The organism is Amycolatopsis sp. NPDC102522 (assembly GCF_055584485.1).
Genome location: NZ_JBVJLY010000016.1, coordinates 124641 through 147342 on the forward strand (window position 1 = coordinate 124641; position 22702 = coordinate 147342).

Genomic DNA, 22702 nt, shown 5'->3' on the forward strand with positions numbered 1-22702 from the left:
GCATGCCCGAATCGGCCCCGCCCCACGGCGACCCAGGTCCCCAGGAACTGGTGATGACGCTGCTCGGCACCTACGTGTCGCCGCGCGAGAGCCGCCGTGTCTGGTCCGGCGGTCTGGTCGGCGTGCTCGCCGGGCTCGGCTTCTCCGACGGCGCCGCGCGGATCGCGCTCGCCAGGCTCGCCCGCCGCGATCTGCTCGCGCGACACAAGGCGGGCAGGCTCGTCCACTACTCGCTGACCCGCCGCACACTCGCGCTGCTGGAAGACGGTGACCGCCGGATCTTCTCCCTCGGCCGTCGCGAACGCGAGGTCGGGGAGTGGACCGTGCTGTGGCAGAGCATCCCGGAAAGCCGCCGCCAGGCGCGGGAACGGCTCGTGCGCCGCCTGCGTTTCCTCGGCTTCGGCCCGGTGCAGGACGGCACCTGGATCGCCCCGCACGACCGCGAGGCCGAGGTGCTCACCCTGCTGGCCGAACTCGACGTCTCCGAACACGCCGGGCTGATGCTCGGCAAGCCGTCGGCAGGGCTCGACGTCCGGCGGTTCGCCGGCCGGGCCTGGGACCTCGACGGCCTCGCCGCGCGTTACGACGCGTTCGTCCGAGATTTCGGCGGATATTCAGGCGACCTGCCTGACGCCGAGGCGTTCCAGGTCCGAACCTGGCTGACGCACACCTTCCGCGCCTTCCCGTCACTCGATCCGGAACTCCCGGTCGGGCTGGTGCCCGCTCCGCCGAGCCGGGCGGCCGCGGTGGAGCTGTTCCATGATCTGTATCAGGCGCTGGCCCCCGCGGCCCAGCGCCACTTCGACGAGGTGACCGAACCATGAATGACAGCGACACTCAGGCCGCATTGAGTTACACGTCCTACCTTTCGCTGGACGAAGTGCTGGACGCACAGCATCCGCGGTCCGACGAGCACGACGAACTGCTCTTCATCGTGATCCACCAAGTGTATGAACTTTGGTTCAAACAAGTTCTCCACGAGGCGCTTTACCTGCAGGAGCAACTCGAGGCGGGTAACACCGCTCACGCCACCCGGACGCTGAGGCGAATCCTGACTATCTTCAAGGTGGTGGTCGCGCAGATTGACGTGCTCGAGACGATGACTCCGAGCCAGTTCACCAGTTTCCGTGCGCGACTCGACGCTTCGAGCGGGTTCCAGTCGGCTCAATTCCGCGTCCTGGAGGCCGTTCTCGGCCGCCGGGACGAGCGGGTTTTCGCGCATTATCCCGAGGGCGGTGACCAGCGTGCCCAGATCTCGGACGCGATGTCACGGCCGTCGCTCTTCGATTCCTTCACCACTTACCTCGCGGTGAAGGGGTACGACGTCCCGACCGGGCGCGATGTCACCAAGCCACTCGAACCCTCTCCGGCGCTCCAAGAGGTTCTGTTGCGGGTTTATCGCGATGACACCGGGCCGTCCGTGGTGGCGGAGCACCTGGTCGATCTGGACGAAGGGATGCAGGAGTGGCGGTATCGGCACGTGAAGATGGTCGAGCGCACCATCGGAGACAAGACCGGGACGGGGGGTTCGTCGGGCGCGCACTACCTGCGTACGACACTTTTCGCCCCGATGTTCCCGGACCTCTGGGCGGTGCGGAGCAGGCTTTGACGACCCTCGACGAACTCCGCCGCGACCCCAACGCGCTCGCGGCGCACTACACGAAATTCGGTGTGACGGACCGGATCCTGCTGACCGGCCACTCGCACCAGGCGTGGCCGGACGTCGCGCGGGAAGGCCTTCTCGAAGCCTTCGAAGACGCGGCCGAAGAGGTCGACACGAAGTGGGAGAGGGCTTTCGCGAAGGCCGACGAGCTGCGGGCCGGGTTCCGGGCGCTGCTCGGCGACCCGCACGGCGGCATCGCGCTCGGCGCCAGTACCCACGATCTGGTGATCCGGTTCCTGTCGGCGATGGACCTGCGTGGGCGCCCGCGCCTGATCACCACCGACGGGGAGTTCCACACGCTGCGCCGTCAGCTGGCGCGGCTGGCCGAAGAAGGCGTCGAGGTCGTCCGCGTCCCCTCGACGCCGGTCAGCACGCTGGCCGAACGCGTCGCGGCCGAGGTCACCGAGGACACCGCCGCCGTACTCGTCTCGGCGGTGCTGTTCGAGACCTCCCGGCTCGTGCCGGGCCTGGCGCACCTCGCCGACGTCTGCCTTTCGAAGTCGGTGAACCTCGTCGTCGACGCCTACCACGCGCTCGGCGTCGTCCCGTTCGCGCTGCACGACCTCGGGCTCACCAACGCCTGGGTCCTCGGCGGCGGCTACAAGTACCTCCAGCTCGGCGAGGGCAACTGCTTCCTGCGGATGCCCGCGCACGCCCAGGAACTGCGGCCGGTCGTCACCGGTTGGTACGCCGAATTCGGCGCGCTCGCGGACGAGCGCCGACCCGGTCAGGTCGCTTACGCCAGCGGATCGGACAGGTTCGCGGGTGCGACCTACGACCCGACGAGCCACTACCGGGGCGCCCGCGTCTTCCGGTTCTTCGCCGAGTACGGGCTCTCTCCCGAGTTCCTGCGCGAGGTGTCGCGGCACCAGGTCGGGTTCCTCGCCGAGGGCTTCGACAAGCTCGGGCTGCCCGAAAACGTCGTCACCCGTGACCGGGAGACCCCGCTGGACCGCATCGGTGGCTTCCTGTCGCTGAAGTGCGCCGACGCCGGCGCGCTGCAGGCCGCGCTCGCCGAACGCGGCGTCCGGACCGACAGCCGCGGCGCGTACCTGAGGTTCGGCCCGGCGCCGTATCTCTCCGACAGCCAGCTCGACTCCGCGCTCCGCATCCTGGCCGAGACAGTCCGCTAGGTTTACGGATGTGGCACCGTCGCCGCCGGATGACCTTCGTGCGGGGGCTGTGCTTGTTCCAGGAACTTCGCACGCTCGCCACAAGCGGCGTGCACTCCATGACAAGGAGTCACCACCGTGACCGAAGTGTTCGGCCAAGGTACCGGCCATGAACAGGTCGTCTTCTGCCAAGACCAGGCCACCGGCCTGAAGGCCATCATCGGGATCTACTCGACGGCGCTGGGACCAGCGCTCGGCGGGACCCGGTTCTATCCCTACGGATCCGAGGAAGCCGCGCTCGCGGACGTCCTCGCGCTGTCGAAGGGGATGGCCTACAAGAACGCGCTCGCCGGGCTCGACCTCGGTGGCGGCAAGGCCGTCATCATCGGCGATCCCCACAAGCACAAGACCGAAGCGCTGCTTCGCGCCTTCGGCCGGTTCGTCCAGACGCTGGGCGGCCGCTACATCACCGCCTGCGACGTGGGCACCTACGTGCAGGACATGGACATCGTCGCCCGTGAATCCGAGTTCGTCACGGGCCGCTCGCCGGAGAACGGCGGCGCCGGCGACTCCTCGGTGCTCACCGCTTTCGGCACCTACCAGGGCATGCGCGCCTCCGCGGACGCCGTGTGGGGCGTCCCGGACCTCGCGGGCCGCAAGGTCGGCGTCGCCGGGGTCGGCAAGGTCGGGCACATCCTGGTCGGGCACCTGATCGAAGCGGGCGCGCAGGTGGTCATCACCGACGTCTCGCCCGCGGCGATCGAGCGCACCCGCGCGGCGTACCCGGCCGTCGAGGTCGTCGAAGACCTCGACACGCTGATCCGCACCGAACTCGACGTCTTCGCGCCGTGCGCGCTGGGCGGGGTCCTCACCGACGAGACCGTCGGCGAGCTCCGCACCAAGATCGTCTGCGGCGCGGCCAACAACCAGCTCGCGCACCCCGGCGTCGGCAAGCAGCTCGACGACCGCGACATCCTCTTCGCGCCGGACTACCTGGTCAACGCCGGTGGCGTGATCCAGGTCGACGACGAGCGGCACGGTTTCGACTTCGCGCGCGCGAAGCGCAAGACGACGGCCATCTTCGACACCACCAAGGCGGTGTTCGCGCTGGCCAAGGCCGACGGGGTCCCGCCGGCGACGGCGGCCGACAGGCTGGCCGAGCGCCGGATGACCGAGGTCGGCGGCCTGCGGTCGATCCTGACGGTGTAGCTCTTAAGGCTCAGAGATGTAATGAACGGGACTTTCATTGCAAAATTTGCAATGAAAGTCCCGTTCATTACACGTGCGTGGCGGGACTCAGCCGCTCTTGCGACGGAAGGTGCGCTTGTTCGCGGCCGGACCGTGCGCGTGCAGGTTCTTGCCGCCCGCGTTCTCGTGGGCCGAGCCGGAGCGGGACTGGGCCTGCTTGCGCTCCAGCGCCTCACGGAACTTGCGCTTCGTGTCGTCCTCTTCGCCATCCGCTGGGGACGGTGCCGGTTCAGTCATTGCTACCTCCGAGGTGACGACGTGTGACCACGCCAGCCTGTCAGGAACAGACCGGCTTGGCGAGTCGATTTACGTCACCTCGGCGGGGCGGGCAGCTGGACCGGGCCACCGAACTCGATCCGGTTCCGCAGCAGGGGCCGCCAGCAGTGGTCGCACAGCAGCATCGGCTTCAGCCGGTTGCCGCAGTCCACGTGCTCCAGCATGATGTCCGGCTCCTGTCCCGGAATCTCGAAGCCCCGTGACCACTCGGCGATGAAGGCGAGCGCGGGGAAGAACGCGAGCCCCTTCGCCGTCAGCCGGTAGTCGTGCGCGTCGGTGCGGGTCCTCGCTATCCCGGTCCGCAGGACGCCGACTTCCACGAGTTTCGACAGCCTGCCCGAGAGCACGCTGGGCCCGATGCCGAGTTCGCGTTCGAACTCCGAGAAGTGCCGTGCGCCGAGCAGCGCGCTCACGACCAGCCCTGTCGACCAGCGGTCGCCGAGGAGTTCCATGGTGTCGGGGAAGAACATCAGCGGATCGCCCGCGAGGGACTCGGCGTCCTTGCGGCGGAAGCGTTTCGTCGCGGTCGCTTCGACGACGCCGGTGTCGTCGAGCCGTCGCGCGCGGACGTCGCGTGCGTCGACCCGGCGTTCGCAGGAGGCGCAGCCGAGTGGCGCCGAGGTGGCCAGTTCGCAGTCGAGGTGGATCAGTGTCGGCAGCACGGCACGCCGTCCCTCGACCCATTCCCGTTCCCAGGCCCAGATCGAGATCAGCAGCGGCCACAGTTCGAGGCCGCGTTCGGTGAGCCGGTACTCGTGCCTGGTGCGGCGCGCGTCGCGATACGGCGTGCGGACGAGCATGCCCGCGTCGACCATTTCGCGTAGCCGCCCGGACAGCGCGGTGGGGGAGATGCCGAGCCGTAGCCGGAGTTCCTCGTAGCGGCGGAAGCGCAGGAAAAGGCTCTGCAGGATCAGCAGGGTCCACTGATCGCCGAGCAGTTCGAGTGCCCGGCGCAGCGGATCGCCCGCCGGCCTGACGCGGTGCGCGGTCGCCTCTGTCACGTACGTGCCTCTCTGACGGTGTCGCTGTCAGCGTACTACTGACTACAGCAAACGAAGCCTATTGACAGCTGGCTACAGAAATCATAGTGTCTCAGCCAATCGGTCAACGCGAACCAACCGGGGAGAACCGATGACCAGTACCTCCGAGCAACCGATCCTGGTGGCGGCCGCCACCGGGGAACCCGAGGTCAACCCGTACCTGATGGGCGTCTACGCCCCGGTCGGCGAAGAGATCGACGCGAGCGATCTCGAGGTCATCGGCAAGATCCCCGCCGACCTCAACGGCGTGTACCTGCGCAACGGGCCCAACCCGCGGTTCGAGCCGGAGGGCCGCTACCACTGGTTCGACGGCGACGGCATGATCCACGCCGTCCACCTGGAGAACGGCAAGGCCCGCTATCGCAACCGCTGGGTCCGCACCAAGGCGTTCGAGGCCGAATCCGCGGCGGGCAAGGCGCTCTGGAAGGGCGTCATGGAGTCGCCCAAGGACAACCCGTTCGGCAACACGCACGGGCTGAACGTCAAGGACAGCGCCAACACCGACCTGATCTTCCACCGCGGCCAGGTGCTCTCCACCTGGTACATGTGCGGCACGCCGTACGCGGTCGACCCGCTCTCCCTGGAGACGCTGGGCGCCGAAGACTTCCTCGGCACGCTGGTCGGCGACATGATGGCCCATCCGAAGGTCGACGAGCGCACCGGCGAGATGTTCTGGTTCGACTACGGGCCGCGGCCGCCCTACCTGCGCTACGGCGTGATCAGCGCCGACGGCAAGGTCGTGAGCACGACCGAGATCGAACTCCCCGGCCCGCGCCTGCCGCATGACATGGCGATCACCGAGAACTACGCCGTGCTGATGGACTTGCCGCTGGTCCAGGACATGGAAGCGGCCCGCAACGGCAGGCACAAGCTACTGTTCGACCGCTCGCTGCCGAGCCGGTTCGGGGTGCTTCCCCGCTACGGTAACGGTAGCCAGATCCGCTGGTTCGAAGCCAGCCCGTGCTACATCTACCACGTCGTCAACTCCTGGGAGCAGGGCGAGGAAATCGTCCTCGACGTCTGCCGCGTCCAGCGCCCGCAACCCCGCGCCGACGCGCACACCCCGCTCGCCAAGATGCTGTCGTACCTGCGGCTGGACGCCTCGCTGCACCGCTACCGGTTCAACCTGCGGACCGGACAGTGCCTGGAGAGTCCGCTCGACGACGACAACACCGAGTTTCCGTCCGTCGACTCGAGGGTGGTCGGCGGCCGGAATCGCTTCTCCTACGCGGTGCACATCTCGCCGGATTCGACGCTCAAGTTCGACGGCCTGGTGTGTTACGACAATCGTGCCGGCGCCAAGACCGAATATCGTTTCGGTCCGGGCCGGTGGGGCAGTGAGGCGCCGTTCGCACCTCGCGACGGCGCGGCCGCCGATTCCGATGACGGCTATCTGGTGACTTTCGTCCAGGACGAGCGCGAGGGGCGCTCGGAACTGGACATCTTCGACGCCGCCGATCTCGCTGCCGGACCCGTGGCCAGGGTCCTGTTGCCCCAGCGTGTCCCGCTCGGTTTTCACGCGACCTGGGTCCGGGCGGACCAGCTGGAACCTTCCTGTAAGTGAGTCATCCCCTTCGCGCCCGCCCACCAGAGGGGTGTGGGCAGGCGGCGAGGGGCCGGAAAGCCGCCGTCCGAGTCGCCCCTTCCAGGGGGTGGGGCGACTCGGGCACGGCACCAGAGAGCGGATCGGGCCGATGACGGTCTTCGTACTGGGCGGGGCACAGACCGACTTCGCGCGGAACTTCGCGAAGGAGGGCGGCGGGCTCTTCGAGATGTTCGCCGAAGTGGTGCCCGACGCCTTGGTGGACGCGCAGGTCGAGACGCACGACATCGGCGTCGCCCACGTCGCCAACCTGGCCGCCGAGCTGTTCACCGGCCAGGCCCACCTCGGCGGGCTGCTGGTGGCGGCGGTCCCCGATCTGGACGGGGTGCCGAGTACCCGGCACGAGGCCGCGTGCGCCTCGGGCGGGACGGCGGTGCTCGCCGCGAGCGCGGACATCGAGTCCGGCCGGTACGACGTCGCGCTGGTGACCGGGCTTGAGTTCATGCGCAACACCGACGCGCGGTCCGCGGCGGGCCACCTCGGTTCCGCGGCCTGGGTCGGCGAAGAGGCGCAAACGGCCGAATTCCCTTGGCCTGCCTTGTTCTCCGACGTCGCCGACGTCTACGACTGGCGGTACGGGCTCGATCCCGCGCATCTCGGCCTGTTCGCCCGCAACGCTTTCGCGAACGCCGCGCTCAACCCGATGGCGCAGGCGCGGGACTGGGGTTTCCCCGACGGCTCGTTCGACCAGGACGACCGGCTGAATCCGGTCGTGGCGGGGGTGCTGCGCAAGAACGACTGCGGCCGCATCACCGACGGGGCCGCCGCGATCGTGCTCGCCTCACCGCGTTTCGCCGCAGACTGGGCGAAACGCGTGGGCCGCGACCTCGCGGAAGTCCCCAGGCTGGCGGGCTTCGGCCATCGGACGGCGCATTTGTCGTTGCGGGGCAAGCTGGATCGCGCCGAAGGACACGAGTACCTGTTCCCGCATCTGCGCGGCGCGGTGCTCGACGCGTACTGGCGCGCGAAGGTCTCCGGCGCCGAGGAGATCGACGTCGTCGAACTGCACGACTGTTTCACCATCACCGCGCTCGTGGCGCTGGAACACCTCGGCGCCGCTCCGCCGGGGACGGCGGGACGGCTGATCGAATCCGGCGGGATCGCGCGCGACGGCGTCCTCCCGGTGAATCCCGGCGGCGGGCTGCTCGGGCTCGGTCACCCGGTCGGCGCGACCGGGGTGCGGATGGTGCACGACGCGGCGCGCCAGGTCGCGGGAACCGCCGGGCCGCTTCAGATCGACGGCGTGCGGAAGGTGCTGACCTTGAACGTCGGCGGATCCTTCACGACCGTGGTCGCGATGGTCGTCGCCCGCTGAACCCAGCGGCCGCGGTATGCCGCTCCGGCGAGTGTCGCCCCGAAGAAGACGACGGCGGCGACGCCGGTTTCGGGACTGAATTCGAGCGCGCCCAGCGATCCCGCGGTGAAGCCCGAGTGGACACTCCAGGCGATCGCCGCCGTCCCGGCCGCGGCCGCCAGACTCGTCACGGCACCGGTGACGAGGACGACCAAAGCCAAGGCCGCCAAGGAAATACCATGATGTCGTGCCGAGCCGAGGAGCCCGGCCACCGACGCCGCGACGACGACGGAGACACAACCGAACGGGAAACCGAAACTCTCGGGATTCCTCATCCGGACAGTCAACTCCGCGTCACCGGCCGTGTCGCCGGAGTGAACGGGTTTTCTACGCCCCGGCCGGGATTCTCGACGAAATCCTGACGCCTCAGGCCTTGCGCGCGTGCGCGATGATCGCTTCGGCGATCGCGGGCCACAGCTGCCGCGGCAGCTCGTGCCCCATCCCGGGGAGCAGCAGCAACTCGGCGTCCGGGATCGCTTCCGCGGTCGCCTTCCCGCCGGAGACGTTGATCAGCGGGTCGCTCTCGCCGTGGATGACCAACGTCGGGACGTGGACTTCGCGCAGTTTCGCCGTGCGGTCACCCGAAGCGACGACGGCGGCGGCCTGCCGCAACCCGCCCGCGGGGTGGTTCGCCCGGTCGTAGTTGCGGGCGGCCTTCATCCGCAGGAACTCGTCGTCGGAAGGGTGCCCTGGCGAGCCCACGAGCTTGAACCACGCGACGCCGTCTTCGATCGCCTGCTCCCGCGTGGCGGCGGGCGGGCGCGTCAGCCCGGCGAGCGCGGCAGGCTCCGGATGCCCGACCGCGGGGTCCCCGGTGGTCGACATGATCGACGTGAGGCTCAGCAGCCGCTCCGGCGCGTCGATCGCGAGCTGCTGCACGATCATCCCGCCCATCGACGCGCCGACGACGTGCGCGCGCCCGAAGCCGAGCGCGTCGAACAGCCCGGTGACGTCGGCCGCGAGATCGGACAGCAGGTACGGCGCGGAGGTCAGGTCGCCCGAGGCGAGCGCGGCCAGATCCGGTGCGGGGAGATCGTCCAGATAGGACGAGAGGCCGATGTCGCGGTTGTCGAAGCGGACGACGTGGAACCCGCCCTCGGCGAGCAGGTCGCAGAAGCCGATCTCCCAGGTGACCATCTGGGCGCCGAGGCCCATCACCAGGACGAGTGGCGGATCCGCGGGGGAGCCGAAGGTGTCGTACTCGAGTTCGAGGCCGTTCACACGCGCGCGGGGCATGGCACGATCCTGCCGGAAGCCCCCGCCGTGCGACCAGTCAGCGGCGGATACGGTAGCCCGCATGCCGACTTTCTCCGAAGACGCGGGTTCCCGGCCGCGGTCGCGCGCGGCTTCCGGACGGCCGGCCGTCACCAAGGACCGGATCATCGACGCCGCGCTGGAGCTGTCGGCCGAGGCGGGCCTGGAGAACTGGACGTTGCGGCAGCTCGCGGCCGCCATCGACGCCTACCCCGCGGTGGTCTACCACCACGTGGGCGACCGGGACACCGTCGTCGTCGCGGTGCTGGACCGGGTGGTCGGGCAACTGACCCTGCCCGGGGAGGCCGTGCCGTGGCGGGCCTGGTTCGAGGAGTTCCTGGCCACCGTCCGGTCGGTGCTGCGCCGCTATCCCGGTTCGGCGCGACGGCTGGCCCTGTTCGGGCCGTCGGTCGCCGCCGCCGTGCCGACCATGAACACCGGCATCGGCCGTCTGCTCGCGGCCGGGTTCGGCACCGAAGCGCCGTTCGCCTACAACCTGCTGCTCGCCACCGCCTGCCAGTTCATCGCGATGGAGGACGACCGCGAGAGCGCGATGGCGCTGCAGCTCGACCGCACCGAGGGCTACGCGGCGTACCGCACCCGCACGGACCTGCCGGGGATGGCGGCGCTGGGCGAGTCGGTCGCGGCGCTGGTCGCCGATCCCGATCTCGCGGCCGGCTACTACGGGCGTCTCTACGGTTACGCGGTCGAGCGCTGTCTCGACGGGCTCGAACATCGGCTCACCCAGCTGACCGCTCTCGAAAGTTTGACAGAGCCGTGACAGCCGATCGGCGTAGTGTGGAGGAATACCGGTGCTTCGTCACCGGTCCCGAAGCCCCTGGCACCCACCTCCCCCTCGAGGTGCCGGGGGCTTCTTACGTCAGCTTCGCGGGGCGGCGCGCTGGATCTCGGGGAAGACGTCGCCGACCAGCGTGACCAGCGACTTGCTGAGCAGCGTGTGCACCTGGGTGCGATCGAGTGAACCGCGCACGAGCCATTCGCGGCCCGCCGCCTTGACCATGCCGCCGAACGCGCGGACGAGCGCGTTCAGTTCCTGGCCGTGTTCGCTCTCGCGCGAGAGGCCGACCGCTTCGAGCACCCTGTCCGCCGATTCGCGATCGGCCTCTTCGAGGATCCGTTCGACTTCGAGGTCGCGGCCGATGCCCTCCGGCGCGATCGCGGCCAGCCACATCTTCTCCTGGCTGGTGACCATGTCCAGGAACCAGTCGATGGCGGCGTCGGCGCGCAGTTCGAGCGGGCCGTCCGGCAGGATCTCGACAGCGAGCCGCGGCACGGTCAGTGCCCGCCGGATGATCTCCAGATAGAGCTCTCGTTTGGTACCGAAGTAGTGGTTGATCAGACCCCGGGCCACCCCGGCCTCCGCCGCGATGTCCGATGTGGACACTTCCGAGTAAGGACGGGCCCCGAAAAGACGGGCCGCGCAGGCGAAGATCTGCTCCTTGCGCTCGTCCGGTTCCAGTCTCCGCCATCTCGGCGTCGGCTCGGTGGTCATACGTCATATCTTCCCACGATCGATTCAGCCGGGCCGCCTGGTCGCCGGATTCGGTGTGACATATAAAAGCAAAGTGTCAGTTAATCCGGCGTGTACCGTCTGTTGGCCCGCTGGTCTTTACCGTCTTCTTTCAGGTGGCATGCCGTGCGCGCTGTCGGGGCGCGTTTGCCTCCTACCGGCCCGGCCTGGCGAGTAACCCCCCCTAGCTCGCCAGGCCCGGGCCTTCTTATTGCGGTGAAGGCCGCTCGGCGGGCAAGAGCAGCGTGAACGTCGTCGGCGACGGACTGGTCAGCCGCAGCCGCCCGCCCTCCGCCTCGGACAGGCTCCGCGCCAGTCGCAGCCCGATCCCGTGCCCTTCGCGTTCCTCAGACCGTTCCTCGGTCACGAACGGATCCTGTCCGTCCGCGAGGGCGCCCTCGTCGCTCACGTCGATGGCCAGCGCGTCCCCGGCGTCGCGCGCGAGGACGGTGACCGTGCCCCGCCCGTGTGTCGCCGCGTTGTCCAGCAGCACGGCCAGCACCTGCCGTACGGCCGCGTCGGCCGCCCGCGCCGGCAGCGCCTCGCGGCCGCTGATCCGCAGCGCCCGGCCTCGTCCGGCGAGCAGGCCGTGCCAGCTCTGGCGGACCTCTTCGAAGAGTTTGCCCAGGTCGAGCAGCGCACGCGGGGCCCTGGTCTGCTTGGCCAGCGCCAGCAGGTCGTCGATCGTGCGCTCCAGCCTGTCGGCCGACACGATGCCGTCGCGGATCGTCACGTAGGGGTCGCGATCGGGGCTTTCCAGCGCCGCCTCCAGTTGCAGGCGCAGCCCGGTCAGCGGGGTCCGCAGCTGGTGGGAGGCGTCGGAGGAGAAGGTCCGCTCCCGTTCGAGGGTCTCGCCGATCCGCTCGGAGGTCACGTCGAGCGCTTCGGCGACTTGATCGATCTCCCGGACACCGGTGCGGCCGGCGCGCACGGTGAAGTCGCCCTCGCCGAGGCGTTCGGCGGTGCCCGCGAGATCCTCCAGCGGCCGTGCCAGCCGGGTGGCGATCCGGCGCGCGATCAGCCAGCTGGCCCCGATCGCGATGACGGCGAGCCCCGCCATCTTCAGCCAGGTCAGCCGGATCCGGTCGTCCAGCTCGGACCGGGGATGGGCGGCGCGGACCACCCCGACCAGCGACGGTCCGCTGAGCACCGGGACGGCCAGGACCACCTCGTCGTCCCGCGTCCCGGTCGCCATGTCGGTGTAGTGCGCCTCGCGAACGAAGCGGTCTTCGGCGGCGGGGCCGTCACCGAGCAAGAGCCTGCCTGTCGGCGTGTAGACCGCGACCCGGATGCCGCGGATCCGGTCCTCGTCCGGTTTGGCGGGCCTGAGCTCCGGGAGCCTGCCGTTGGCGAGGTCCCCGGTCACGGCGAGGACGACCGTGTCGGCGACCCGTTCGAGATCGTGGGTCGAGTTGCCCTCGTGGAATCTGGCGACCGCGATGGCCAGCGGCGCCCCGAAGAGGCTGATCGCCAGCACCGCGGCCAGCACGGTGAGGGTGACGATCCGGCGGCGCACGGACCGAGTGTGGCCGAAGAGGACGAGGATCACCCACCCGACGCGATATTTTGCCGTCCGTTGACCTGAGATCAAGGCGATGTTGGCCCCGTTCGCTTTACCTTGGGGCCATGCGCCGACGTGCCGCCGTCATGGCAGGCCCGGGGCCCGGATCCGTCCCCCTCGTCCGGTTCGCCGTCCCGGGCGAATGTGTGGCCGTGCTGCCCGCCGGAAGTGGCGAAGCCCCCGGTGGTGCTCCCGGCGTCGGCGTGCTGCTCAGGCGCGGGAACCTCTTCGGCCATCTCACCGTCGGGCAGAACGTCCTGCTGGCCGGACGGCTGGCCGGTCGCCGCGCCTTCGAAAGTGCCGACGACCTGCTCGAACTGGTCGGCCTGCCCGGCCGCGGTGACGCCTATCCGGACACGCTGTCGGCGCTGGAAGGCGCGCGGGCCGGGGTCGCGGTCGCCCTCGCCGGGGTGCCCGAGGTGGTCGTCGCCGACGAACCGGCCGGCGAACTCGACGGGCTCGCCGCCCTCGAACTCATGGATCTGCTGTGCTCCGTCGCGGCCCGCGGGACGGCCGTCGTCGTGGCGACGCGTGATCCCGAGATCGCGGCGGCCGCGCACCGGATCGTGAGAGTGGCGTGACGGCACCACTGGTCCGCACCGACGAACTGGCGCACACCTATGGATCCGGGCTGACCGCGGTGGTCGCCGTGCACGGCGTCAGCTGCGTGATCGGCACGGACACCCGCGCGGTGGTGACCGGCCGGGCCGGTGCCGGGAAGACCACGCTGCTGCATCTGCTCGCCGGGATGAAGAAACCGACGGCGGGCACCGTCGCCTGGCCCGCGTTCGAGCCGTCGCCGCCGGGTCCCGACCTGATCGGGCTGGTCCTGCAGGACGGCGGGCTGCTGCGCGATCTCGACGTCCGGCTCAACGTCGCCCTGCCGCTGGTCCTCGCGGGCCGGACAGGCACCGCTGTCCGCGACGCCGTCGACGGCGCGCTGGACCTGGTGGGCCTCACCGGCTTCGCGAAGAAGGCGCCCCGTGACCTGACCGGCGAGCAGATCAGGCTGGCCATCCTGGCGAGGGCGCTCGCGCCCGCGCCGAAACTGATCCTCGCCGACGACCCGGCGGGCTGGCTGGACCGGCGGGCGGGCGAACGGCTTCTCGACAGGCTCGTGCGGGCGGCGGACCGGTTGGCCGCCGGGCTGCTGGTGGCCACGGCGGAGCAGGCGCCGGATGGGCTGTTCGGCGAACGCTGGGCGATGGTCGACGGGAAGCTGGTGCGGGACCGGTGATCGCGGCGATGGCGTTGTGGGTCGGCGGGATCGCGCGGGTGCGGCCCGTCCGGCTCGGCATTCCCGCGGCCGGGGTCACGATCGTGACCACCTTGCTCGCGGTGCACGGCTGGGCCTGGGAGCCGGCGCCGCCGTGGGTGCCCGCGGCGGTGCTCGTGGTGCTGCTCGCCGCCCCGTCGGAGCGTTCGCTGCGCGGGGATCAGGACCTCTTGCGCGCCCGCGGCGCGACAGGGGCGCAAGTGCTCGGGCTGGCCGCGGCCGAAGCCGTGGCCGCGGGGCTGGCCGGTGCTCTCTTCGGCATCGTGCTTTCGCTGGCAGGTGGTTTTCTGCCCGGAACCGGCTTGTCCCTCGTCTGGGAAATCGTTCTCTTGCTGCTCGCCGGGCTGTTCGTCGCGGCCGTCGCCGTCCTGCCCCCGGTGGTGCGCGAGTGGTATTTCATGCCCGCCGACGACGGGCCGCCCTGGTGGTCGCCCTACGGCCTCGATCTCATCCTGCTCGCGTTCGCCTTCGTCTGGCCGCTGCTCGGCTGGGCGGGCGGCACGATGCTGTTGTGGCGGCTGGTGGAGCTGGGACTGCGCAAGGGGAAGCGGGCGATCGGCGGGGTGCTCCGGCCGCTCGTCTCCGGGCTCGCGGGTGTGCTCGCGCTGTCCATTTCGTGGCGGAGCGCGCTGCTGGCGCGATCGGTGGCGCTGGTCGCGCTGGCGGTGGGCTTCGCGATCTCGTCCGCCCTCACCCGGGACGGTTGTGTCGCGGCCGATGTGGACCGGATGGCGTCGCTCGTGCTCGCGGCCGCCGCGGCGGGGCCGTCGTTCGGGCTGGCGCTCAACGAACGCCGCCGTGACCTGCTGATCGTCAGCACCCTCGGCGGGAAACGCCGTCAGGTGGCGACGTTCATCGCGGGCGACGCGCTGATCGTCGGCGGCGGAGGACTGATCGCCGGGCACCTGCTGGGCGTGTTGTTCGTCGTGCTCACGCCGGCGGAATGGGTGGCCTTCCCCCACGGGTACTTCGCGATGCTGGGGGCGGTGGTGATCGTTTCGTGCGTGGCGGCGTCGGCGCGGATAGCGCAACTCGCCGCCCGCGACGAGGTCTCGGACCTTCGGGACTACTGACTCTCGAAGGGCTGTTCGAGCCGGTAGCCGTGGCCACGCAAGGTCGAAATCCTCGGTGCCTGTTCGGGCGTGGGCGCCGACTCGGTCAGTTTCCGCCGCAGCGCGGCGATGTGGACGTCCAGGGTCTTCGTGGAGCCGTACCAGTGCGCGTCCCACACCTCCGACATCAAGGTGTCCCGGCTGACCGCGACGCCCGGCTGCTCGGCCAGCCGCGCGAGCAGATCGAACTCCTTGGCCCGCAACGAGATCTCCCGGCCGCCGACGCTGACCCGCCGACCGGCGGTGTCCACCCGCAGATGCCCGACGGCGATCGCGGGCCTGCTCTCCGGCGGAGCGGTCCCGCGCCGCAGATGCGCCCGCACCCTGGCGAGTAGTTCGCCGAGGCGGATGGGTTTGGTGAGGTAGTCGTCGGCGCCGGCCTCCAGGCCCACGACGACGTCCATCTCCTCCTGGCGGGCGGTCAGGATCACCAGGACCGCGCCGGGGAGCGCCGCGCGCAGCCGACGGCAGACCTCGACCCCGTCCAGATCCGGCAACCCGAGATCGAGCAGGACGAAGTCGATGTCGTCGGCCGCCGCGGCCGCGAGCGCGGTGCGCCCGTCGCGCTGCCAGGAAACCTCGTAACCGTGCAGGCGGAGGGTCGATTCGAGGACGCCACCAATCGCGTCGTCGTCTTCCACCACCAGCAATTTCGGCATGCGGGGGAGCTTAACCGTTGAACACTGTTCTTTTCGGCTAAGACGTTACGAACGCCACCCCTTCTGTAACAGGGCGCTAACGTTTCCCTGTGCGCTTCCGCTGGTATGTCCACAAAGGACAGAGCGCGGCGGCGGCGAGACACAGCCAGGCGAACACGTCGCCGACACGGCCGTACACGGTCTGTGTTCTCGGCTGGACCGGAAGATCCGCGACGAGCGTCTGCTGATCGGTGCGGAAGTAGTCGGCGTGCCCGAGCACGCGGCCCTGACTGTCCACAGCTGTGGAATTTCCGTGGACAGAGTGGCGGAAGAGCGAGTAACCGTTTTCCACCGCGCGGAACGTGGCCTTTTCCGCGTGCAAAGTGCCGAATCCCGACCAGTCGTTGGCGGGCACGAGCATCAGCGCGGTCTCCTTGTCCGCTGCCTGGCGCATCAGTTCACGGAAATCCGCGTCGTAGCAGATGACCGTCGCGAGCCGTCCGTACGGCGAATCCGCGGTGGGGACGACGCCGGGGCCGGGAGTCATCGGTTCCATCGGTGTCGGATGCGTCTTGTCGTAGGTCCAAGACACTTCGCCGGTCGGGGCGACGAGCACGGCCACGTTGCGGATGTAGGGAGCTTGCGCGGTGTAGAGCGCGTAGGCGAGTCCAACGTGGATACCCGCTTGCTTCGCTTCGGCGCCGACCCGCTTCAGTAGCGCGTCCTGGTCGCGTTCCAGCACGCGGGCATGCGTTTCCGGCCAGACGACGATCTTCGCCCCCGCCGACGCCTGCTGCCGGGTCCTGGTCACGAGATCGTCGGTGACCGGCGCGAAGGCCGCGCCGACCGCCGCGGGATCGGCGGCGCTGACTTCTTCGGCGCGCCAGTACTTCACTCCGAGCCGCTCCAGCGCGTCGGAACTCGCCCTGTCCGCGCCGGAGGCGGGGCTGATCCCCGCGATCCGGACGGTCTGCGTCGTCGGGGCGTCGAACAGCAACCGCGCGCCACCGGCGAGGAACACCAGGCCGAGCACGCAGGCGTGGACGAGCGCCGTGCGCTTGACCCGCGGCCATCCTTCGGCCCAAACGGTGTTCACCACCGAGGCGAACCACGCGAGGGCGAAGGTGATGCCGTACACGCCGGTGACGGAGGCCGTTTGGAGCAGCGGCAGATTCCCGGACTGGGTGCTGCCGAGCGCGCCGAAGTCCCCGAAGCCGGTGATCACCGTGAAGAGGTACTCGCCCGCGACGAGCGTCACCGGGAACACCAGCGTCTTCAGCGGTCCCGCGTGTTCGGCGAGCAGGCGGTCGGCCAGGAACGCCGTCGTCTGCAGCACCGCGAGCAGGATGAAGGCGAGCAACCCGGAGAGCACGAACAGCAGGCCGGTGACCCCGAGCCAGAACAGTTGCCCGAGCAGCAGGGACAGGCCCACCATCAGGACCGCGCGCCGGACGGGGACCTGCCGGGCGTAGCGGAGCAGGAAGATCGGGAACACCCAGGCGGCGAGGGGGACGTTCCAATCGGTGTGGACGGCGAGCAGGAGCAGCGCCGTGCCCAGCCACCAGGGCAACCGTGGTTTCATACCGCGAACGGTAGGAAACCACGGCCGCCCTGACAGCGGGCCAAGGGCAGCAGGTGTCCCTTACTTTCGTCAGGTCTTAAGCGACGTGGTCCCGGTACGCGGCGATGGTCTCCGCGAGGACTTCGCCGCCGGGACGGCGCCAGAGGTCGGCGTCGAACACCTCGACCTCGATCGGCCCGGTGTACCCGGCGGCCTCGACGCACGCCTTCAAGTGCCGGTGGTCGATCGGGCCGTCACCGGGCAGCGCCCGGCCGAGCAGCGTGTCGGTCAAGGGAACCTTCTGGTCGCACACATGGAATCCGGCGATCCGCCCGGCCGCCGCCGCGATCGACTCCTCGATCCGCGGGTCCCACCACACGTGGAACTCGTCGACGATCACGCCGACCTGCTCGGCCGGATGCTCCAGCGCGACGGCCAGCGCCTGATCCACAGTGGACAGCACCGAGCGTTCGGCGCACTGCATGGGGTGCAGGGGCTCCAGGCCGAGGCGCACCCCGCGCTCACCGGCGTACGGTGCCAGCTCGCCGACGGCGTCCGCGACCCGCTGCCGCGACGACGCCAGGTCGCCGTTCACCCCGCCGACGACCAGGACGAGGACGTCCGCCCCCAGCGCGGCGGCTTCGTCGATCGCCTCCCTGGTCTGCGCGACACCGTCCACAGGGGACCCTTCCGGGGTGATCCCGGTGAAGAAACCGCCACGGCACAATGACGACACGCCGACGTCGTACTCCTTGAGCAGCCGGGCCGTTTCCTCGACGCCGGTCTCGGCGACCTTGTCCCGCCACAGGCCGATCCAGCGGACGCCCGCCTCGGCGCACCCAGCCACGGCTTCCGGCAGCGACCACGCCTTGGTGGTGATCTGGTTCAGGCTCAACCGGTCCATCAGGCCACCCCCGCCGCGGCCAGCAGCGGCCGCATCCTCGCGACGGCGAGCTCCGGGTCGGCGAGCGCCCCGGCGGCGTCCGCCAGGCGCAGTAGTTCGGCCAGATGCGTGATGGACCTGGCCGATTCACGGCCCGCGACCATCCGGAAATGCTCCTGGTGCCCGTTGAGGTAGGCGAGGAAGACGACGCCGGTCTTGTAGTTCCTGGTGGGCGCGCGGAAGATCGCCCTCGAGAGCGCGACCGTCGGGTCCAGCAGACCGTGGAAACCGGCCTTGTCACCGTCGTCGAGCCGGGCGAGCGCGGCACCGGCGACCTGGGCGACGGCGTCGAAGATGCCCAGAAGTGCTTCGCTGTGGCCGTGGTCGTCCCCGGCGATGAGTTCCGGGTAGTTGAAGTCGTCGCCGGTGTAGCACTTGACGCCTTCGGGCAGCGCGCGGCGGAACTCGGTCTCGATCGACGCGTCGAGCACCGAAACCTTGACGCCCGCGATCACGCCGGCGTGCTCGGTGCAGAGCCTGCCCAGTTCCTTGGCGGCCTCGCGGACGTCGCCGTGGCCCCAGTAGCCCGCCAGCGCCGGGTCGAACTGCTCGCCCAGCCAGTGCAACAGGACCGGACGGTCGGCACCGGAGAGCAGTTTCCCGTACGCGGCATGGTAATCCTCGGGACCGGACGCCGACGCGGCCAGCGCCCGGCTGGCCATCACGACCGGGATCGCCCCGGCCTCGCCGACCAGGTCCAGCTGCTCACGCCAGGCGTCCACAATGGACTCGGCGGTCGCGTCGCCGCCGGGGAGCTGGTCGGTGCCGACACCCGCGACCCACGGCCGTCCGGCGGCGAGCGCGCCGGTGCGGCGGATGAGGTCCTTGGTGATGTCCCAGTCCAGGCCCATGCCGCGCTGCGCGGTGTCCATCGCCTCGGCCACGCCGAGACCGCAGGACCACAGGTGTTCGCGGAAGGCGAGCGTCGTGTCCCAGTCCAGCACCGCGCCTTCTTCGGGATCGGCGGCGGCGAGCGGATCGGCGACCACGTGCGCGGCCGCGTAGGCGATCCGGGAGGTCGGCGGCGACGCCGGTTTCGCGGGCGTTTCCGCCCCTTGCGGCGTCCACTCCACCAGTCCGCCGTCGGCGGTGGGCAGGGCGATCAAGGTCATCGGGTCTCCGTGGCGCGGGGGTGAGAAAGCGCTTTCTCGGACCACGTTAAGTCACGCCGCGGGCGCCGCACAAGGGTTTCAGCGAGCGGGGGAAGCGGTGCTGGCGCGCAGGACGACCTCGCCGGACATGCGCACCACGCGCGGTCTGGTCCCGGGAGAGGCCTTGAGTGCCAGGTCCATGGCCCGTTCGCCCAGCTTCTCCAGCGGCAGCGCGACCGTGCTCAGCGCCGGCGTGAGATCGCGCACTACCGGGATGTCGTCGAAACCGGCGATGGACATCTCGCCGGGCACGGAGACACCCGCGTCACGCAGTGCCGCCATCGCGCCGATCGCCATCACGTCGGTCACCGCGAACACGCACGTCGGCCATTGCTTGCGCGGCCGGGCGAGGATCTTGTCCATAGCTTCGTAGCCGCCGTCGCGGGTGAACGCCGCCTCGGCGACGTCGTCCTCGGCCAGCTCGACACCGTTCTCCAGCAGCTCCGCGGCGAAGCCGTCGAGGCGGTCGACGACGGTGGTCAGGCTCCTCGGCCCGGCGAGTACGGCGAACCGCCGGTGCCCCAGGTCCAGCAGCGCTTTCGCCAGTTCGGCGCCGCCACCCCGGTTGTCGGGCTGGACGGAGTCCACTTTGAGCCCGCGGTGCCTGCTGACCGCGGCGACGTGCCCGCCGCCGCGCCGGTACGGCTCGAGTTCGGCGGCCATCGCCTTTTCCCACGCCTTGTCTTCGAACGCGGAGCCGATCAGCAGGATGGCCGACGCGCGCTGCGCACGCAGCGTCGAGACATACGCGACCTCCTTCGCCGGATCGCGGAACGTGCTCGCGAGCATCACGAGAAGATCGTTTTCACTCGCCACCCGCATGACCCCGCCGGCGATCGCCGCGAAATAGGGATCGCCGACGTCGTGGCAGATCACCCCGACGGTGGGCTGTGAGCCACCGGCCAATGCCTGAGCGTGAGCATTGGGCGTATAGGACAGGTCGGCGGCCGCGGCGATCACTCGTTCGCGGAGATCTCCCCGGACGGTGGCGGTGCCGTTGAGTACGCGGGAAGCGGTCGCGAGCGAGACGTCCGCGGTGCGCGCCACATCTTCCAGCGTCACGTGAGGGCGGGCCTTCATCGATCCTCCAAGCTGGCGTTTGGGGCATAGTGGCGGACATGCTCGGCCTTTACCCGGAAATCGAACCTTACGTCCAAGGGATGTTGCCTGTCGGTGACGGCAATGAGATCTATTGGGAGGAATGCGGCGATCCCGAGGGCAAACCGGTGATCTTCCTGCACGGTGGCCCCGGAGGTGGTTCGAGCCCGAGACATCGCAGACTGTTCGATCCGGAGCGGTACCGGATCGTCCTTTTCGACCAGCGCGGCTGCGGCCGCAGCACGCCGAACTGTGCCACCCCGGAAGCGGATCTTTCGGTCAACACGACGTGGCACCTGGTCGCCGACATCGAGCGGTTGCGCGAGCATCTCGACATCGAACACTGGATGGTCTTCGGCGGCTCGTGGGGGAGTGTGCTCGGGCTGACCTACGCGGAAACCCATCCCGCGCGGGTCACGGAACTCGTCCTCCGCGGGGTGGCCACGTTGCGGGTGAAGGAACTGCAGTGGCTTTTCGGCGGGGGAGCGGCGTTCCTCTTCCCCGAGGCCTGGTCGCGTTTCCTGGCCCCGGTGCCGTTTTCGCGCCGCCAGGACAACCTGATCGAGGTCTACCACGAACTGCTGAGCCACCCGGATCCCGCCGTGCACGGTCCCGCCGCGATCGCGTGGAGCCGCTGGGAGGGGGAAACGGTCAAACTGCGCCCGCGGGACGAAGTGATCGACGCGTTCAGCGATCCCACGTTCGCCCTCGCGATCGCGCGGATCGAGAACCACTACTTCCGGCACGGCGGCTGGCTGGCCGAGGACCAGCTGTTCCGGGACGCCGGGAAGCTCCGGGGCATCCCGTGCGTTCTGGTCCAGGGACGCTACGACGTGGTCACCCCGGCCATCACCGCGTGGGAGCTCAGCCAGGTGCTGGCAGGCGCCGAACTGGTGATGGTCGGCGACTCGGGTCACGCGTTCGACGAGCCCGGCACCCTGCACGAGTTGATCAGCGCGACCGACAGGTTCGCGTCAGACTGGCAGGGCGTGAGCACACACCGGCACGAGGAGAGGAACGCAGACATGCTTTTCGGTGACGAGCACGTCCGTCGCTACGAAGAGACCGACGGCGAGGTGGGCCACGACTGGGAGAAGGGCGCACCCTGCCTCATCCTCACCACCAAGGGCCGCAAGACCGGCGAGGACCGCAAGTTCCCGCTGATCTACCAGTTCGACGACGAGAACAACCCCGTCATCGTCGCCTCCAAGGGCGGCGCGCCGGAGGACCCGGGCTGGTACAAGAACCTGCAGGCGAACCCCGAGGTCCAGGCCCAGGTCAAGGCGGACAAGTTCACCGCGCGGGCCCGGACCATCTCGGGCGAGGAGCGCGCGAAGCTGTGGGAGAAGCTCGCCGCGGTCTGGCCGGACTACAACGAGTACGCGAAGAAGACCGACCGTGAGATCCCCGTGGTGGTCCTCGAACGCGTGTGATCCGCGCCGCGTTAACGCGGGGATCCAGCCGAACCGGACCGGGTTCGGCTACGAATTACGTCCATGGTGCCGATACCCCGTGAACGCTGGACCGCGCTGAGCCCCGTTTCGGGTGACTTGCTGACGTTCCGCCAGATGATCGCCTTCGGCCGGCGCTTCGCCCGCGCCGGCCGGGGGTTCTGGTTCAGCCTCGCGATCAACGTCGTGTGGCCGTTCCTGGTGCTGTTCACCCGGTTCCGGGTGCGCGGCGGCGAACACCTGCCCTCGACCGGCGGATTCCTGGTCGCGTCGAACCACCTCTCGTTCGCCGATCCCACGACCGTGACGGCGTACTGCCTCGCGCACGGCCGCGTCCCGCGTTATCTGGCGAAGGCGAGCCTGTGGGACGCGCCGGTGGTCGGCTCGGTGATGCGCTCGGGCAAGCACATCCCGGTCTACCGAGGGGCGGCCACCGCGTCGGACGCGTACCGCGACGCCGTCAGCGCCGTCCGTGAGGGTGAATGCGTCGTCATCTTCCCGGAGGCGACCTTCACTGATCACCCGGACGGGTGGCCCATGCGCGGCAAGACCGGCATCGCGCGGATCGCGCTGGAAACCGGCGTCCCGGTCGTCCCGCTGGCGAACTGGGGCACGCACCACCTGCTGCCGTCGGACGCCGTGCTCCCGCGTGCCTTCCCGCGCAAGACCGTGAACCTGATCGCGGGCCCGCCGGTGGACCTCTCGGACCTCATGACGCCCTCGCCGTCACGCGAGGTGCTGGAGGAGGCGACCGAGCGGATCATGGCCGCGGTGACCGAGCTGCTGATCGAGGTCCGCGGCTCCCGCCCCGAGTAGGCAGTCTCACCCTT

Annotated in this window: 23 protein-coding genes and 1 pseudogene; 13 read left to right on the forward strand and 11 right to left on the reverse strand. The window is 69.7% G+C overall.

Annotation, left to right across the window (positions count from 1 at the left end):
- The first annotated feature begins 2 nt into the window (after nucleotides 1-2).
- From ACZ6YV_RS30640 to ACZ6YV_RS30655, 4 genes are all read left to right on the forward strand, one after another.
- Nucleotides 3-824, forward strand: coding sequence for a PaaX family transcriptional regulator (locus tag ACZ6YV_RS30640; protein ID WP_465512908.1), 822 nt, complete (start codon nucleotides 3-5; stop codon nucleotides 822-824).
- Entirely contained in the window at nucleotides 821-1609 is a 789-nt protein-coding gene (locus ACZ6YV_RS30645; RefSeq protein ID WP_465512909.1) for a tryptophan 2,3-dioxygenase, read from the forward strand. Before ACZ6YV_RS30640 ends, ACZ6YV_RS30645 begins: the two co-directional genes overlap by 4 nt.
- Nucleotides 1606-2796, forward strand: a complete 1191-nt coding sequence (locus ACZ6YV_RS30650) for a kynureninase (RefSeq protein WP_465512910.1) — start codon at nucleotides 1606-1608, stop codon at nucleotides 2794-2796. The genes ACZ6YV_RS30645 and ACZ6YV_RS30650 overlap by 4 nt, the downstream gene beginning before the upstream one ends.
- Before the next feature lie 117 nt (nucleotides 2797-2913).
- Nucleotides 2914-3984, forward strand: a complete 1071-nt coding sequence (locus ACZ6YV_RS30655; protein ID WP_465512911.1) for a Glu/Leu/Phe/Val family dehydrogenase — start codon at nucleotides 2914-2916, stop codon at nucleotides 3982-3984.
- Nucleotides 3985-4071: 87 nt separating this feature from the next.
- On the opposite strand, the gene ACZ6YV_RS30660 is transcribed toward ACZ6YV_RS30655, so the two are convergent.
- Both ACZ6YV_RS30660 and ACZ6YV_RS30665 read right to left on the reverse strand, forming a co-directional pair.
- Complete coding sequence (locus ACZ6YV_RS30660) at nucleotides 4072-4260, reverse strand: DUF5302 domain-containing protein (RefSeq protein WP_378245833.1); 189 nt, start codon at nucleotides 4258-4260, stop codon at nucleotides 4072-4074.
- A 74-nt stretch (nucleotides 4261-4334) separates the two neighbouring features.
- Nucleotides 4335-5300, reverse strand: a complete 966-nt coding sequence (locus tag ACZ6YV_RS30665; protein ID WP_465512912.1) for a winged helix-turn-helix transcriptional regulator — start codon at nucleotides 5298-5300, stop codon at nucleotides 4335-4337.
- A gap of 130 nt (nucleotides 5301-5430) precedes the next feature.
- Between ACZ6YV_RS30665 and ACZ6YV_RS30670 the strand changes: the two genes are divergently transcribed.
- Entirely contained in the window at nucleotides 5431-6903 is a 1473-nt protein-coding gene (locus ACZ6YV_RS30670) for a carotenoid oxygenase family protein (RefSeq protein ID WP_465512913.1), read from the forward strand.
- Nucleotides 6904-7033: 130 nt separating this feature from the next.
- Nucleotides 7034-8257: an acetyl-CoA acetyltransferase gene (locus ACZ6YV_RS30675; protein ID WP_465512914.1), complete on the forward strand. Its 1224-nt coding sequence runs from the start codon at nucleotides 7034-7036 to the stop codon at nucleotides 8255-8257.
- Here ACZ6YV_RS30675 and ACZ6YV_RS30680 read toward each other — a convergent pair.
- Both ACZ6YV_RS30680 and ACZ6YV_RS30685 read right to left on the reverse strand, forming a co-directional pair.
- Nucleotides 8173-8571 carry a hypothetical protein gene (locus tag ACZ6YV_RS30680; protein WP_465512915.1) on the reverse strand — a complete coding sequence of 133 codons (399 nt, stop codon included), beginning with the start codon at nucleotides 8569-8571 and terminating at the stop codon, nucleotides 8173-8175. The two genes, ACZ6YV_RS30675 and ACZ6YV_RS30680, sit on opposite strands and share 85 nt — an antisense overlap.
- Before the next feature lie 91 nt (nucleotides 8572-8662).
- Entirely contained in the window at nucleotides 8663-9532 is an 870-nt protein-coding gene (locus ACZ6YV_RS30685) for an alpha/beta fold hydrolase (protein ID WP_465512916.1), read from the reverse strand.
- Nucleotides 9533-9593: 61 nt separating this feature from the next.
- Here ACZ6YV_RS30685 and ACZ6YV_RS30690 point away from each other — a divergent pair, with 61 nt between their 5' ends.
- Nucleotides 9594-10331, forward strand: coding sequence for a TetR/AcrR family transcriptional regulator (locus ACZ6YV_RS30690; RefSeq protein ID WP_465512917.1), 738 nt, complete (start codon nucleotides 9594-9596; stop codon nucleotides 10329-10331).
- Between the two features lie 99 nt (nucleotides 10332-10430).
- Here the strand turns inward: ACZ6YV_RS30690 and ACZ6YV_RS30695 are convergent, their stop codons facing one another.
- Both ACZ6YV_RS30695 and ACZ6YV_RS30700 read right to left on the reverse strand, forming a co-directional pair.
- Entirely contained in the window at nucleotides 10431-11063 is a 633-nt protein-coding gene (locus tag ACZ6YV_RS30695; RefSeq protein WP_465512918.1) for a TetR/AcrR family transcriptional regulator, read from the reverse strand.
- A 226-nt stretch (nucleotides 11064-11289) separates the two neighbouring features.
- Nucleotides 11290-12630: a sensor histidine kinase gene (locus tag ACZ6YV_RS30700; protein WP_465512919.1), complete on the reverse strand. Its 1341-nt coding sequence runs from the start codon at nucleotides 12628-12630 to the stop codon at nucleotides 11290-11292.
- Between the two features lie 77 nt (nucleotides 12631-12707).
- Here ACZ6YV_RS30700 and ACZ6YV_RS30705 point away from each other — a divergent pair, with 77 nt between their 5' ends.
- From ACZ6YV_RS30705 to ACZ6YV_RS30715, 3 genes are read left to right on the forward strand one after another with little or no spacing between them, the layout of a single operon-like run.
- Nucleotides 12708-13223 (forward strand): P-loop NTPase family protein, encoded by a 516-nt coding sequence (locus ACZ6YV_RS30705; protein WP_465512920.1) that lies wholly within the window; start codon nucleotides 12708-12710, stop codon nucleotides 13221-13223.
- Nucleotides 13220-13879, forward strand: a complete 660-nt coding sequence (locus ACZ6YV_RS30710) for an ATP-binding cassette domain-containing protein (RefSeq protein ID WP_465512921.1) — start codon at nucleotides 13220-13222, stop codon at nucleotides 13877-13879. The genes ACZ6YV_RS30705 and ACZ6YV_RS30710 overlap by 4 nt, the downstream gene beginning before the upstream one ends.
- A complete protein-coding gene (locus ACZ6YV_RS30715) occupies nucleotides 13876-14991 on the forward strand; it encodes an FtsX-like permease family protein (RefSeq protein ID WP_465512922.1) in 1116 nt (371 codons plus the stop codon). Before ACZ6YV_RS30710 ends, ACZ6YV_RS30715 begins: the two co-directional genes overlap by 4 nt.
- Here the strand turns inward: ACZ6YV_RS30715 and ACZ6YV_RS30720 are convergent.
- The 5 genes from ACZ6YV_RS30720 to ACZ6YV_RS30740 all read right to left on the reverse strand — a co-directional run bounded on the left by ACZ6YV_RS30720 (nucleotide 14985) and on the right by ACZ6YV_RS30740 (nucleotide 20403).
- On the reverse strand, nucleotides 14985-15689 hold the full coding sequence (locus tag ACZ6YV_RS30720; RefSeq protein ID WP_378245810.1) for a response regulator transcription factor: 705 nt from the start codon (nucleotides 15687-15689) through the stop codon (nucleotides 14985-14987). The genes ACZ6YV_RS30715 and ACZ6YV_RS30720 overlap by 7 nt on opposite strands.
- A 76-nt stretch (nucleotides 15690-15765) precedes the next feature.
- On the reverse strand, nucleotides 15766-17250 hold the full coding sequence (locus tag ACZ6YV_RS30725; RefSeq protein ID WP_465512923.1) for a nitrilase-related carbon-nitrogen hydrolase: 1485 nt from the start codon (nucleotides 17248-17250) through the stop codon (nucleotides 15766-15768).
- A 76-nt stretch (nucleotides 17251-17326) separates the two neighbouring features.
- Entirely contained in the window at nucleotides 17327-18133 is an 807-nt protein-coding gene (locus ACZ6YV_RS30730; RefSeq protein ID WP_465512924.1) for a sugar phosphate isomerase/epimerase family protein, read from the reverse strand.
- On the reverse strand, nucleotides 18133-19284 hold the full coding sequence (locus tag ACZ6YV_RS30735; RefSeq protein ID WP_465512925.1) for a dihydrodipicolinate synthase family protein: 1152 nt from the start codon (nucleotides 19282-19284) through the stop codon (nucleotides 18133-18135). The genes ACZ6YV_RS30730 and ACZ6YV_RS30735 overlap by 1 nt, the downstream gene beginning before the upstream one ends.
- Before the next feature lie 78 nt (nucleotides 19285-19362).
- Nucleotides 19363-20403, reverse strand: a complete 1041-nt coding sequence (locus ACZ6YV_RS30740; protein WP_465512926.1) for a LacI family DNA-binding transcriptional regulator — start codon at nucleotides 20401-20403, stop codon at nucleotides 19363-19365.
- A 38-nt stretch (nucleotides 20404-20441) separates the two neighbouring features.
- Between ACZ6YV_RS30740 and pip the strand changes: the two are divergent.
- From pip to ACZ6YV_RS30755, 3 genes and pseudogenes are all read left to right on the forward strand, one after another.
- Nucleotides 20442-21380, forward strand: a pseudogene (gene pip / locus ACZ6YV_RS30745) (prolyl aminopeptidase); the annotation flags it as partial.
- A gap of 66 nt (nucleotides 21381-21446) precedes the next feature.
- Nucleotides 21447-21854, forward strand: coding sequence for a nitroreductase family deazaflavin-dependent oxidoreductase (locus ACZ6YV_RS30750; RefSeq protein WP_465512963.1), 408 nt, complete (start codon nucleotides 21447-21449; stop codon nucleotides 21852-21854).
- 63 nt (nucleotides 21855-21917) lie between these two features.
- Nucleotides 21918-22688: a lysophospholipid acyltransferase family protein gene (locus ACZ6YV_RS30755; protein WP_465512927.1), complete on the forward strand. Its 771-nt coding sequence runs from the start codon at nucleotides 21918-21920 to the stop codon at nucleotides 22686-22688.
- Nucleotides 22689-22702: the final 14 nt, after the last annotated feature.